This is a genomic window from Leuconostoc gelidum subsp. gelidum KCTC 3527, assembly GCF_000166715.1.
Classification (GTDB): Bacteria; Bacillota; Bacilli; order Lactobacillales; family Lactobacillaceae; genus Leuconostoc; species Leuconostoc gelidum.
Window position 1 is genome coordinate 25,480 of the sequence record NZ_AEMI01000020.1, and the last position, 13,621, is coordinate 39,100.

A 13,621-nucleotide genomic window follows, 5' to 3' on the forward strand; every position below is an offset into this window, starting at 1 on the left:
TTTTAATAAGCAGATTGAATTATATGTTATTATTTCCGCGTTACGATACAATAGAATAATAAGCGAGGTACTATATATGCCATTAGATGGCCTTTTCACACATGCACTGGTGCATGAACTTAATGAACTAATCGTTGGTGGTCGTATCACAAAAGTGCACCAACCTTATCCAAATGAAATTGTCCTAGTTGTACGCAATAACAGTGTTAACTACCCTGTTCTTTTAAGTGCACATCCGACTTATGCACGAACGCAAATCACACACATTCCATATGAAAATCCACAAACTGCCCCCAATTTTGTCATGTTTTTGCGACGCTATTTAGAAGGTGCTAAGCTACAAAAGATTGAACAAGTAGAAAATGACCGTATCATCAACTTCTATGTCAATGCACGTAACGAATTAGGAGATATACAACAAATTCGTTTAACCCTTGAAATGATGGGACGTCATTCTAATTTGTTTTTAATTCGTGAGACTGATTCTCGCATTTTAGAACTTATTAAACACGTACCCGCAGATCAAAACCGTGTGCGCTCATTAATGCCTGGTGCTACGTACGTGTTGCCTCCAGCTCAAAATCTCAAGAATCCGTTTATCACAGGCGCCTTAGAAGCATTAGCACCGATGATTTTGGATACACCTTTTGATGACTGGTCCAAGTTTATTCAATCTACATACCAAGGATTTGGTCGTGATTCCGCTCAGGTTTTGGCTCAAACCATTAATCAAGATGGTGATCATTTAGCACACGCTAACAATTGGTTAGCACGTTTTAATGATTTAAAGCCAACACTTTTCACTGCCGAAAATGGCACCCTAAGTTATGCTGCTTTTGACTGGTTGCAAGATTATGCGACTAGTGAACATTTTCATACACTTGGTGATATGCTAGATGCTTACTATATTGGAAAAGCAGAACGTGAACGTGTCAACCAACAAGCTGGTTCACTAGTTCGTGTTGTCAAAAATGAACTCAAAAAAAACAACTCAAAACGAAAAAAACTACTGGGAACACTTGATGATGCAACAAACGCTGATGACCTTAAAGTTATGGGAGATTTGTTGATTACATACCCTCATCTCGTTAAAAAAGGCATGACATCAATTGAAATTGAAAATTACTATGATAACAATCGTTTACTTAAAATCTCACTAGATCCTAAATTAAATGGCTTGAAGAATGCTGAAAAATATTTTACCAAATATCGTAAATTACGAACAGCTGTGGCCTATGTGAATGAACAAATGACCTTGACAGATGCTGAAATTGACTATTTTAATAACATTGTCGCACAACTTGATGTTGCTTCGCCAAAAGACGTTGAAGATATTCGCTTGGAATTAACCAACGGTGGTTATATTCGTGCTAATAAAAAGAACAAACAAAAACCAAAAGTTTCAAAACCAGATAAATTTGAAAGTTCAGACGGTACATTAATTGAAGTCGGTAAAAATAATTTACAAAACGAACGTCTGTCTCTAAAACAAGCTGATCGTCGTGATATTTGGCTTCATGTTCAAAAAATACCTGGTTCCCATGTTATTATTCACTCAGCAAATCCTTCAGATGAAACACTAGTCGAAGCTGCAAAGCTAGCTGGTTACTTTAGTAAGGCACGTGACTCCGCCAATATTCCAGTTGATTATTTGCCAGCCGGCAAATTGCGTAAACCAAATGGTTCAAAACCTGGTTTTGTCATTTTTGAAGGACAACAAACCATGTATGTGACACCAGACGCAAATTTGGTCTCTCGTTTAAAAATTAAATAATGTCACACTGATTTTTTCTCCGCTTCTTTTATTCTTATTTAGAAAAAATAAGGGCCTCAAATGGTTAGTTATAAACTAACTGTTTGGGGCCCTTTGTCGGCTCTGCCACTTATTTCAAATATTGATGTACCACTGATTCATAAATATCTATAAATGAATGATACATACCGGCATCAACAAATTCATCAACTTGGTGTGCTGTAATGTTTCCTGGTCCAAAAATAACAACTTCCATATTTGGATTAGCCTTAATAAATTGTGAAGCATCAGTACCGCCAGAAACACCAATAAATGGTAATGATTGGTGTATTAACTTTTCGCCAATTTTTTTTGTAATTTGGCTTAATCTACCATTCGGATTAGAGTAAACAGGCTGATTTTTAAAATTAATCGTCAAACTTAGTACAGCTTTCCCACTAGCATTTATTTCATTAATGATTTTTTCAACTTCTGATACTATTTTTTCATGGGGTACTTCTGGAATTGTCCTCACAAAGACACCCATTGTTGCACAACCAGGTACAGTATTGGGTTGTTCTCCACCAGCTATTTGTGTCACAACCGGTGTCGTTTTGCCCAGTAATTTGTTTTGAATTTTAGAGATATCGTTAAATAGTTCTTGTTGCTTATTATAAAATGTTAACAAAGCGTCAATGGCATTGACGCCAAGTTCAGGCATTGAACTATGTGCCGTAATACCTTGACTCGTAATACGATAAGAAATTGCACCTTTGTGTGCAATTTCTAAAAAATGTTGCTCAGTTGTTTTGTTTTTCTCACTGATGTCATGTATGTTTTCTGCCATTACAATGCCAGGTAACGATTGTTCTACTGGTAGTGATTTAATATAGTCTAGCTGTATGCCACTAGGTTCACCAATTAATAATGCATCAATATGATTAGCCAACCCAGCTTCAACCATTTGCTTGGCACCTAATTCACCAGTTTCTTCACCAACAGTTGCATATAATTTAAACGTACCATTTAACAACTGTTCGTTTCTCTTTAATCGAATCATCGCTAACACCCCGGCCGCTAAACCTGATTTCATGTCAGTGATTCCTCTGCCAAATATTTTGTCACCAATTTTAATGCCACTTAATGGGTCTGTTTGCCAACGCGTTTTATCTCCCAAAGCAACTGTATCTTCATGCCCATCAAAAGCTAAAATTGGGCCATGTCCATTGCCAATTTCAGCAATGAGACCTGCTCGTCCATCGTCGAATTCAATTATTTCATTGGTAATATCATGCTCATCAAGTAACTTTTTCAAATATTTAGCAATCGCCACTTCATTTTTTCCAGTAGTATTAATTCGAACGAGATCCTGCAAAACTAATTCATCATTATCCATAACATGATACCTCCAATTTATTCTAGTACAATAATAACATAACTCATGAGTTATTACTGTTGTATTTATTGGCGTACGCGTGTGATAATCATATTCTTTTTGATCAAAATCGTCATTTATTTGAGTTTCTTATTGACAAACTAGCTTCGTTTCTGTTACATTTATTTAAGTTGTTTCGTACAGATAGCGCGGATTAAATTCGTGCCGACAAAAGAGGCGTGACATTATCATTTTTTGATAATGTCACACCTCTTTTTATTTAGTTAAGGAGAAAATCACAATGAAAACAAAAAATTGGCGCGTTATTCCAGCCGTTATTGCAGCAGGTATTCTAAGCTTTAGTGGTGTTTTAATTGAAACTTCAATGAATGTTACCTTTCCTAAGTTAATGTCGGAGTTCAGTACGAATGCCAACGGCGTACAATGGGTAACCACCGGTTATTTACTGGCGATTGCCATAATTGTCCCAATTTCAGCATTTTTAATTCGTAATTTTTCAACTAAAGAATTATTTATTTTATCAAATTTTTTGTTTCTCTTTGGTACAGTTCTGGACAGCTTTTCTCCTTCACTCACACTACTGTTAGTTGGCCGTATATTGCAAGGAATCGGTACAGGTATTGCATTACCTTTAATGTTTCATATTATTTTAACTAAATCGCCAATTAAAAGTCGTGGCATGATGATGGGGATTGGCAGTATGATCACATCCCTTGCACCAGCAATTGGCCCAACATATGGCGGCGTTTTACTGAATACATTGGGTTGGCGATCAATATTCTGGTTTTTAATTATTTTAATTCTCATTTCTTTAGTCATTGGACTAAACAGTATCCCATCCGAAAAAGTACAACGGACAGAAAAATTTCCTTTCAAAACATTTATCTTTTTGGGACTTGGTTTAAGTTTCGTGCTATTATCAATTGAAAAAATGTCACTTTTAATGGCAATAGTTGGTATTTTTTCCCTCGTTATTTTTTATATCATTAATCAAAAACAAAAGTTATTACAACTCACACTATTTCAAAATAATCGCTTTAATTTTTATATGTATGGCTTCTTAACCTACCAAGCCATTTTGTTAGGCTTATCGTTTATTTTACCAAATTATTTACAATTAAATTTACACGTGAGTGCAGCTGCTGCGGGCGCATTTATGTTTCCAGGTGCGCTTATTAGTGCGGTTTTGGCACCCGTATCTGGTTCATTGCTGGACAGAATTGGTCAGTATCGTCCCATTTTATTAGGTCTCGTTATATCGACAGTTGCGCTAGGTCTCATGTTCCTTTACTTCCCTAGACTTAATTTTTGGACGTTAATGTTGAGCCATATGTTATTGATGGTTGGTATTGGTTTATCATATGCTAACTTGATGACTGTGACATTGGCAACATTACCTGCAAATGAAACAGCTGATGGCAATAGTATTTTAAACACGACACAACAATTTGTTGGCGCAACGGCAACAGCTATTGTGGCCCAGGTGATTACGACTGCCATGCATAAAAATCCAATAAATGGTATGATAATCGGTTCCAAACAAGGCATTGGCGGTTTAACTATTTTGATTATGATATCACTTATCTTGTTCATCGCTGTCAATAGACATCGAAAATAAGAGACTCTCATTATCAACATGCTAAAATACTGCGTCACCAAAATTAGTGATCGATAAAAAAAAGATGACCTTTTGGTCATCTTTTTTTATTCACGTTTCTGGTATAAACATATTGCCTAATGTTGCTGCCATTACCGCTTTAATCGTATGTAATCTATTTTCTGCTTGTTCAAATTGATGTGCATAAGCTGCATGAAATACTTCGTCTGTAATTTCCATCTCCGAAATACCAAATCTATCATATATTTCCTGTGACATTGTGGTATTTAAGTCATGAAACGCTGGTAAATCATGTAGCACAATGACGTCATCATTATGAGTCATTGCTACCAACTGCCCGTTAATTTGATAAGGTGTCAGCAGTTTAATACGCGCTTCAAATGTCTCCTCTTCGCCCATAGAAGCCCAAACGTCTGTATAAAGTACATCAACCCCAGCAACACCTTTGGCAACATCATCGGTCACCAAAAGATTTGCGCCAGACATGGCTGCTTTTTGTGCTGCCAATGACTGAATCTCTGCTGTTGGCTGTAAACTTTTAGGTGCCACAATATGCACATTAACGCCTAAAATGGCACCGGTAACCAGTAAAGAGTTAGCCACATTATTTCGACCGTCCCCCATATAAGCCAGTGTCACGCCTTCTAATCGTTTAAACTGTTCTTTAATTGTTAAAAAATCGGCCAACATTTGTGTTGGATGCCATTCATCTGTTAAGCCATTCCAAACCGGCACACCAGAATATTTTGCCAATCCTTCAACCACATTTTGTGAAAAGCCACGATATTCAATGCCGTCATACATACGCCCAAATACTTTTGCTGTGTCTTCTAATGACTCTTTTTTACCAAATTGAATATCATTTTTACCTAAAAATTCGGCATGAGCACCCAAATCATTAGCGGCTACGGTGAAACTTGAACGGGTTCGTGTTGATGACTTTTCAAAAAGTAACGCAATATTTTTACCTTGAAGATAATGATGTTGTATATTATGTTGCTTTAAGTATTTAAAATGCGCCGCTAAATCAATCAGCGTTTCTAATTCTTTTTTTGTAAAATCACTTTCCTTCAAAAATGATTTTCCTTGAAAATGTGAATTCATTAACGCGCCTCCAATTCTTTTTCATGTCGTGCAATTTCTTTTTTGACATTTTCAACTGCTGTACCACCAATAGACGTGCGCCGATTAACTGCTGTTTCTGATTGCAAAACGTGATAAATATCATCCTCAATTTGCGGTGCCGCTGCTTGTAAAGTGGCCAGTGGTGTCTTTTGTAAAGGTGTGTGTGTCTGCAAACCTTGTAATACAAGTTGACCGACAATGGCATGTGCTTCACGAAAAGGGACACCCTTAGTGGCTAAATAATCAGCTAACTCTGTGGCATTAGAAAAATCATCTTGTGTACTAGCTAGCATGCGTTCTTCATGGACTTTTAAGCCATTTAACATACCGGTAAATATTTTGATAGATGCAATCACTGTATCCATCACGTCAAAGACTTGCTCTTTATCTTCTTGCATATCCTTATTATATGCAAGCGGCAATGATTTCATTGTCGTCAATAAAGCCATTAAAGCGCCATAAGTTCGTCCCGTCTTACCACGAACAAGTTCCGCAAAATCAGCGTTTTTCTTTTGAGGCATAATCGATGAGCCCGTCGAAAAATCGTCTGATAGTTCAATATAGTTGAATTCATATGTCGACCAGAGAATCAATTCTTCAGCCATTCGTGATAGATGCATCATCAAAATTGCTGCATTTGACAAAAACTCTAAAGCAAAATCACGATCTGACACCGCATCTAGTGAGTTATGGTAAATATCACCAAATCCTAATTCATCTGCAACAAATTCACGATCAATAGGAAAAGTGGTTCCCGCAAGGGCTGCTGCCCCTAAAGGTAAGATATCAGTATGTAACTGATTAAATTCAAAACGATCATAATCTCTTTGGAACATGTCAAAATAGGCTAATAAATAATGACCATATGTTATTGGTTGCGCGTGTTGTAAATGCGTATACCCAGACATAATTGTCCCTGCGTGCCTAGTGGCTAATGTTAGTAATTCTTGTTGTAAATCAGTTATTACATCCAGTACATGTGGCAAACGATGTTTAACCCACAAATGAAAATCAGTTGCGACTTGGTCATTTCGTGAGCGCGCCGTATGTAGCTTTCCAGCAACTGCACCAATTTTTTCAGTTAACAAAGATTCCATGTTCATATGAATATCTTCATTTTTGACATCAAATGTTAATTTCCCAGCGATTAAATCTTGTTGCAGTGCTTTTAAACCAGCAACAATTTGTTCTGATTCATTAGAAGCAATAATACTTTGCTGTCCTAACATTTTAGCATGAGCAATTGATCCTTCAAGATCTTCTGCTGCCATTTGTTGATCAAAATGAATTGATGCCCCAAACTCATCTACCCATTCAGCTGCTTTAGCAGTGAAACGACCACCCCATAATTTCGTTGTTGCCATAGTTACTCTCCCTTATGTACGGCGAAAACGCCTTTTCTTTACTTAATTTTATTCTTCTTATCTACTGAATGGACATGGTTAACTTGCTCATAAACGGTATTGCTTAATGTCCACAACTTAATAAAGCCAACTGCTGCTTCTTGATCAAACGATGAGGCACTCGTATAAGTTGCTAAATCTTCATCATATAATGAATTATGTTCTGATTGACGTGCAACAGCAATGGCATTGCCCTTGAACATTTTCATTTTTACAATACCATTAACATTCTTTTGTGTTTCATCTATAAATGCCATTAAACTATCAAACAAAGGTGATACCCATTTAGCTTCATACACCAAATTAGCTAATTGCTGTTCTATCATTGGTTTAAAATGAGCAACATCACGCTCTAAAGTCAAGTCTTCTAGATCCTTGTGTGCTGTCATCAATACGGCTGCAGCAGGTGCTTCATAAATTTCACGTGACTTAATACCAACTAAACGGTTTTCAATATGATCAATCCGACCAATGCCATGCGCCCCAGCAAGTTCGTTTAATTTGATAATCAAATCAGCTAATGGCATATCAATACCATCGAGTGCAACTGGTACACCAGCGGCAAACGTCACATCAATAAATTCTGCTTCATTTGGTGTTTTTTCAATTGGTGTTGTTAAAGCATACGCACCTTCTGGTGCCTGGTTCCAAGGATTTTCCAAAATACCAGCTTCATTAGCGCGACCCCAAAGATTTTCATCAATAGAATAAGGTGATTCCAAACCGACTGGTACGGGCACATTGTGTTCAGCAGCATAGGCAATTTCTTCTTCACGAGACCACTGAAATTCACGAATGGGTGCTTCAATTTTCATATCTGGATCCAAAGCATGAATTGCTGCCTCAAAACGGACTTGGTCATTGCCATGACCTGTTGAGCCGTGCGCAATGGCAACAGCGTCATTTTCATGCGCAATATCAACAAGTTTTTTAATAATCAATGGTCGTGATAATGCTGATACCATTGGATATTCACCTTCATACAACATGTTAGCTTTAATTACTGGTGCCACATATTGATCAGCAAATTCTGCCTGTGCATCAATCACGATTGACTGAGTAGCACCAACCTGTAGTGCCTTTGCTTGAATCATGTCCATATCTTTGCCATGTTGACCAACATTCAAAACAACAGCAATAATTTCATAACCTTTACTTTTTAACCAAGGAATCGCCACCGATGTATCTAAACCGCCTGAATATGCTAATACTAATTTTTCTGTCATTTTTTTTCCTCCGTATTTATGCTATGTAATTATATTACCGCTTAATGTTTATTTATTCAATACTTTACTGACTATATACATCAAAACAGTGTATATGTATCTTTTTTTTGTATTTTTTTGCAAATAAAAACAAGTATCGCTACTTGTTAGTTTACTATTCTGTCATTTGTTCTGAAATAGCGTCATGAACCCGATCAATTTCTGTTTGGTTCATCACTTCTACTGAACCCAATGATCCCATATTTTGTGTCGTACCACGCATCTGATCTTGTTTAATATTCCCAAGAGCTGAGCGGTAACTTAATGCTAAATTCTTCATCGATGATGTTGATACATCTGTCTGAACATTATTTGATAATGTGTTTAGTAGTGAATCATTAAACAAACTACCAACACTTGCTGAATTTTTTAATACGCCTCGCAGAATAAGTTGTTGACGCATTTGACGACCATAATCGCCATTTGGATCTTCATGTCGCATACGTGAAAAGGCTAGTGCTTCATTGCCATCCATATGATATGTTTGGTTAGCCGTGAATGAATACTGGCTTTTAGAATCTGCTTGCGTGTCATCCCCCTCTGTTGTGAAGGTCAATGGAGATGTCACATCAACACCACCGACAGCATCAACCATTTTAACCAAACCACCCATGTTAACTAAAATATAGCCACCATTGATTTTAATGTTTAAGAGGTTTTCAACTGCTGCCATGGCAGAGTCAGCTGTACCATAAGCATAAGCTGCATTAATTTTCATTTGTTGTCCATTGACAGTAGCTAACGTATCGCGTGCAATAGATGTCATTGTAGTCACATTAGTTTTTGGGTTAACCGTCATAACAATCATCGTATCTGTACGGCCTTTGTAATCACGGCCTAATTCACCAGTATCTGTACCTAATAGTAAATAAGATACTGGTTTTTTATTGGCCGTTATTTTATCCGCTTTTTTAGTCGTTTGCGATGGATTTTGTATTTTTGTAATCGTTCGATTCATGTTGTAGTAGGCATAACCACCCGTACCTAACCCAATTAACACTAACAAGCCAATAATTAGCAAAATTGTATGACGAATTCTGTGCTTTTTTGGTCTATTCTGTTTTCCCTTATTAGCCGATCGCATTTGTTCACGTGTTGGCATATTAATTCACTCCTACAATAATTTATATCATTTATTTTAACATAACAAAGATTAATTTCTGATTAAAAAGTCAACTCCCAACAAAATGAGAAATAAACAACTGTGCAACATTAAAATAAATCAAAACAGAGGTTAAATCAGATAGTGTTGTAATAAATGGCCCGCTGGCAACAGCTGGATCAAATCCCATTTTATCAATTAAAACCGGAATTAAATAACCAGCTAGATTGGCTACTATAATGGCCATTGTCATTGCAAGTCCAACTGCCAATCCCAGTATACTATTGTGTTTCCATATTGCCACAATAACAAAAACAGAGCATCCAGTGGCTATCCCAACAATAATACCAGCAAGAATTTCACTAACAAAATTTTTCCAACCACTATTGTCACTACCAACCGCAATACGACGAACCGCCAATGCAAGTGCTTGCGTACCGGCATTTCCAGCAGTTCCAGTAATGAGTGAAATAAAGGCCGCTAAGATTGAAGCCTGCTGCACTAATTGATCATATGAACTAATCAGTGTTGCTGTTGCCATACCAAGCACAAGTAAGGCAATTAGCCATGGTATTCGCTTAATCGCAGAATGCCATGGTGTATCATTAATTTGACTCACGTTAACGGCAGCCAAACCAGAATAATCTTCAACTGCCTCTTCATCAATAACATCAACAATATCATCAACAGTAATAACACCTAACAAACGATTGTCGTCATCGGTTACAGGAATTGAAAGGAAATTATAATCAGCAACAATTTGAGCGACATCTTCTTGATCATCACCTGCTTTAACACTAATAATACGATCATTTGTAATTTCGGAAACTGCTAAATCATCTGGATGCGTTAACAAATCACGAAGTGAAATAACGCCAGCCAAATGTTCTTGCAAATCTAATACGTAAACATAGCTAATAGATTCTGCCTCTAGCGCTTGTTTTTTAACCAAGCGCATGACTTCATCAACATGCAAATCCTCTTCTACTGCCAAATATTCAGTAGACATTAAGGAACCAGCTGTTTGTTCATCATAATCAATTAATTTACGAACAGTATCAGCTTCAGATTTTGACATTAAGCTCAGATACGTCGCAACAAGTCTTGCTGGCATTTCTTGCAATAAATCAGCTTCATTATCGGCATACATTTCCTGCAAAACAAGCACACCACGTTGTGGTGGTAATTCTTGCAAGAGTTTGACAATATCTACTTCGTCAATGTCTAAATTATCAAACACACGTGCTAAAATATCAATGGATAACAATCGCCATGCAACTGATCGAAATTGTTCTGGTAAATCGGCATAAACCTGTGCCATTTCAAAATCGTGTAATGACTCAAAACTTTCAATAAATTCAGTATCTTGACCTGAATGCAGTAGATCAGATAAAAATTGAATGGTTTGATAGCGTTGTTCAATTTGATCTGCCATAGTTACCCCACTGTTTTGACATTATAATTTCTGGACAAATAGATTGCCTATTTATTTGTCTGAACTATCAAACTGCTCACCAATTATGTCAAATCGTGTAAGCCTTTTAAATCTTCCGGTAATGTTGTGTTAAATTCTCGATACGCTTCTATAAAGGGATCATAAAATTTCATATGATACGCATGTAACGCCTGCCGTTTTAAACCATACCATCGTGGTCCACCGTACAAGTTATCCCCAACCAATGGGTGCCCTAGATTCTGAAAGTGAACTCGAATTTGGTGTGTCCGACCTGTATGCAATTGCACTTTGACGCGTGTCATCGGTTGCACACCACCTTCATCATAACGGCGTTCTACCCAATACTCTGTACGCGATGGTTTCCCATCATCTCGTACTTCGCGTTTAATAAAATCATCATCCATACGCCCAATAGGAGCATGAATATCGCCATGATCTTCTGACAAAATACCACTGACATAAGCCACATAAAACTTTTCAACCGTATGTTCTTGTAACTGCTGATCCATCACTGCGTGAGCAAAACGATGCTTAGCTAATAATACAATGCCAGATGTATCTCGATCTAATCGTGTCACAACATGTGGTACTAAATCCTCGGCTTTTATCTCTTCTAAGTGACCTTTTACCTGATTAACTAGCGTGTGTAGCCTGTCAGCATGTCCAGGCACGGTTGTGAGACCATAAGGCTTATCAACAACCAACCAATGCTCATTTTCAAAAATAGTAGTCAAAGGTTTGTAATCTGCCACAACAAGATCATTACTCTTTTCTGTTGGCATAATAATGGTCACTTGATCGCCATCATCTAAATAGTCAGAGGTATACACCTGCTTGTCATTTTTTAAAATCGCGCCACCATTATGTTTCATTTGGCTAAACATACGATGTGAAACGCCATGTGCCTGTAAAAATGTTCGTACCTTACGCTGCTCACTGCCAGAATATGTCCATGTAAATTGCATTACTATGTCATGCGTTTAACGATAAATTATCAAACGCTTCCCTTCATTATTTTAAAACGGACAGCATCAAAAATGCCCGAATATGTCATTCGATATCACTAATAAATGCTCGATGCACACGTTGCCAAAAATCAACATGCCGATATGCTGCAAAATGCACTTGTTTATCGGCCACACGAAACCGTAATTCTGTAATACTTTTAACTTTAATGTCGCTTTGATCATACATGACCAAAAAATGGTCACTTTTTGGTTTCATAATAATCTCTTGACCTTGCGGTACTATCAATGGTGAACCCAAAGTCCGAAACACACGATTATTAATAGATGCAATTTCAGACATTTGTATAGCGGATAAACTAGGATGTAATACTGCGCCGCCATTCGCCTTGTTATAGGCAGTTGAACCCGTTGGTGTTGCAACAGAAATACCATCACCACGAAAACGTTCAAAAATTTGATCACCTAAATAAATATCAGCAACCAGTGTACCAGTTGGTTGCTTAATAGCTGCTTCGTTCAAAGCCAAAAAATGATAGTGCTCCCCACTGTCATAAACTACGGTCATATCTAATAGTGGATAACTCACGCTTTGACTGTTGTCATTAACGAGACTATTAACCAATTCATCAAGTTCTGTACTCAACCAATCAGTATAAAATCCAAGGTGCCCAGTATGTAAACCCACAAATCTTATATGATCAATTTGATCAACGTAATGTTGAAAAGCACCCAAAAGTGTGCCATCACCACCAACAGTGACAACGATATCAGGCTCATTATTATCAATCACAATATTATTTTTTTTTAAAGCCAACGTTAATTTTTTTGTAATTGCTTGCGAACTCACAGCATCATTGTTAAAAATTGCTATTTTCATTCTGATGCCCGAATCTCACTGACTCTTTGATCCCATTCAAAATTATCATCTGCTAAAATTGTTAGCTGCTCGACCATAGGCGCTGGCAAATTATCCCCATGTTTATAACGTAAGTCATGCTCAATTGTTGCCCAAACATTCATAGCAATTGTGCGTACTTGAATTTCGGCAAGTACTTTACGTTCACCACTATACATTTGAACCGGATATTCAATAACAATATGGTATGATCGATACCCCGATGGTTTAGCATTGGTAACATAATCACGTTCTTCTAATATTTGAAAATCTGTTCTGCCACGCAATAATTCAACAACTGTATAAACGTCTTCGACGTATTTTGTCATAATACGCACACCAGCAATATCTTGCAAATCTAAGGACAAACGCGTTTCATCCAAATGGCGACGAATAATTTTTTCTTCAATTGATTCTTGCGTTTTCACACGACCTGTAACGAATTCGATGGGTGAATTTTTACCATCTTTTTCGAACTGATCACGTAAACCGCGTAATTTAATTTTTAATTCTGTTACCGTCTGCTGGTACGGAACGAAAAACCTATCCCAATCCATGCCGACACCTCTTTCTAGATATAATTGTCGCATGGCCTTGACCATAAGACAATTATACATGTGTGTATTAATGTTCAAAAATAAAATATTTTTAAGCCGTTATA

General features: G+C 37.1%; 11 protein-coding genes. 2 read left to right on the plus strand and 9 right to left on the minus strand.

Annotated elements, in window-relative coordinates:
- Positions 1-76: 76 nt before the first annotated feature.
- A complete protein-coding gene (locus EUI_RS0106105) occupies positions 77-1,774 on the plus strand; it encodes an NFACT RNA binding domain-containing protein (protein ID WP_010016816.1) in 1,698 nt (565 codons plus the stop codon).
- A gap of 109 nt (positions 1,775-1,883) precedes the next feature.
- On the opposite strand, the gene EUI_RS0106110 is transcribed toward EUI_RS0106105, so the two are convergent.
- Positions 1,884-3,128 carry an ArgE/DapE family deacylase gene (locus tag EUI_RS0106110; protein WP_010016818.1) on the minus strand — a complete coding sequence of 415 codons (1,245 nt, stop codon included), beginning with the start codon at positions 3,126-3,128 and terminating at the stop codon, positions 1,884-1,886.
- A 280-nt stretch (positions 3,129-3,408) separates the two neighbouring features.
- On the opposite strand from EUI_RS0106110, the gene EUI_RS0106115 reads away from it, so the two are divergent.
- Positions 3,409-4,746, plus strand: coding sequence for a DHA2 family efflux MFS transporter permease subunit (locus EUI_RS0106115; RefSeq protein WP_010016819.1), 1,338 nt, complete (start codon positions 3,409-3,411; stop codon positions 4,744-4,746).
- Between the two features lie 90 nt (positions 4,747-4,836).
- Here the strand turns inward: EUI_RS0106115 and argF are convergent, their stop codons facing one another.
- The 8 genes from argF to EUI_RS0106155 all read right to left on the minus strand — a co-directional run bounded on the left by argF (position 4,837) and on the right by EUI_RS0106155 (position 13,517).
- Positions 4,837-5,850, minus strand: coding sequence for an ornithine carbamoyltransferase (gene argF / locus EUI_RS0106120; RefSeq protein ID WP_010016820.1), 1,014 nt, complete (start codon positions 5,848-5,850; stop codon positions 4,837-4,839).
- The gene (gene argH / locus EUI_RS0106125) at positions 5,850-7,235 is read right to left on the minus strand and encodes an argininosuccinate lyase (protein ID WP_010016822.1); all 1,386 of its coding nucleotides are present in this window, start codon (positions 7,233-7,235) and stop codon (positions 5,850-5,852) included. The genes argF and argH overlap by 1 nt, the downstream gene beginning before the upstream one ends.
- 38 nt (positions 7,236-7,273) lie before the next feature.
- The gene (locus EUI_RS0106130; protein ID WP_010016824.1) at positions 7,274-8,500 is read right to left on the minus strand and encodes an argininosuccinate synthase; all 1,227 of its coding nucleotides are present in this window, start codon (positions 8,498-8,500) and stop codon (positions 7,274-7,276) included.
- A 154-nt stretch (positions 8,501-8,654) separates the two neighbouring features.
- Entirely contained in the window at positions 8,655-9,641 is a 987-nt protein-coding gene (locus EUI_RS0106135; protein ID WP_010016825.1) for an LCP family protein, read from the minus strand.
- A 70-nt stretch (positions 9,642-9,711) separates the two neighbouring features.
- On the minus strand, positions 9,712-11,076 hold the full coding sequence (gene mgtE / locus EUI_RS0106140) for a magnesium transporter (protein ID WP_010016826.1): 1,365 nt from the start codon (positions 11,074-11,076) through the stop codon (positions 9,712-9,714).
- 83 nt (positions 11,077-11,159) lie between these two features.
- The gene (locus EUI_RS0106145) at positions 11,160-12,062 is read right to left on the minus strand and encodes an RluA family pseudouridine synthase (protein ID WP_010016828.1); all 903 of its coding nucleotides are present in this window, start codon (positions 12,060-12,062) and stop codon (positions 11,160-11,162) included.
- A gap of 85 nt (positions 12,063-12,147) precedes the next feature.
- Positions 12,148-12,942 carry an NAD kinase gene (locus EUI_RS0106150; RefSeq protein WP_010016829.1) on the minus strand — a complete coding sequence of 265 codons (795 nt, stop codon included), beginning with the start codon at positions 12,940-12,942 and terminating at the stop codon, positions 12,148-12,150.
- Positions 12,939-13,517 carry a GTP pyrophosphokinase gene (locus tag EUI_RS0106155; protein WP_010016830.1) on the minus strand — a complete coding sequence of 193 codons (579 nt, stop codon included), beginning with the start codon at positions 13,515-13,517 and terminating at the stop codon, positions 12,939-12,941. Before EUI_RS0106155 ends, EUI_RS0106150 begins: the two co-directional genes overlap by 4 nt.
- Positions 13,518-13,621: the final 104 nt, after the last annotated feature.

Bases quoted from the DNA above. Each gene is read 5' to 3' on its own strand.
- EUI_RS0106155 (WP_010016830.1), bottom strand. From the start codon at position 13,517: ATGGATTGGGATAGGTTTTTCGTTCCGTACCAGCAGACGGTAACAGAA.
- argH (WP_010016822.1), bottom strand. From the start codon at position 7,235: ATGGCAACAACGAAATTATGGGGTGGTCGTTTCACTGCTAAAGCAGCT.
- EUI_RS0106110 (WP_010016818.1), bottom strand. From the start codon at position 3,128: ATGGATAATGATGAATTAGTTTTGCAGGATCTCGTTCGAATTAATACT.
- EUI_RS0106115 (WP_010016819.1), top strand. From the start codon at position 3,409: ATGAAAACAAAAAATTGGCGCGTTATTCCAGCCGTTATTGCAGCAGGT.
- EUI_RS0106130 (WP_010016824.1), bottom strand. From the start codon at position 8,500: ATGACAGAAAAATTAGTATTAGCATATTCAGGCGGTTTAGATACATCG.
- argF (WP_010016820.1), bottom strand. From the start codon at position 5,850: ATGAATTCACATTTTCAAGGAAAATCATTTTTGAAGGAAAGTGATTTT.
- EUI_RS0106150 (WP_010016829.1), bottom strand. From the start codon at position 12,942: ATGAAAATAGCAATTTTTAACAATGATGCTGTGAGTTCGCAAGCAATT.
- EUI_RS0106145 (WP_010016828.1), bottom strand. From the start codon at position 12,062: ATGCAATTTACATGGACATATTCTGGCAGTGAGCAGCGTAAGGTACGA.
- EUI_RS0106105 (WP_010016816.1), top strand. From the start codon at position 77: ATGCCATTAGATGGCCTTTTCACACATGCACTGGTGCATGAACTTAAT.
- EUI_RS0106135 (WP_010016825.1), bottom strand. From the start codon at position 9,641: ATGCCAACACGTGAACAAATGCGATCGGCTAATAAGGGAAAACAGAAT.
- mgtE (WP_010016826.1), bottom strand. From the start codon at position 11,076: ATGGCAGATCAAATTGAACAACGCTATCAAACCATTCAATTTTTATCT.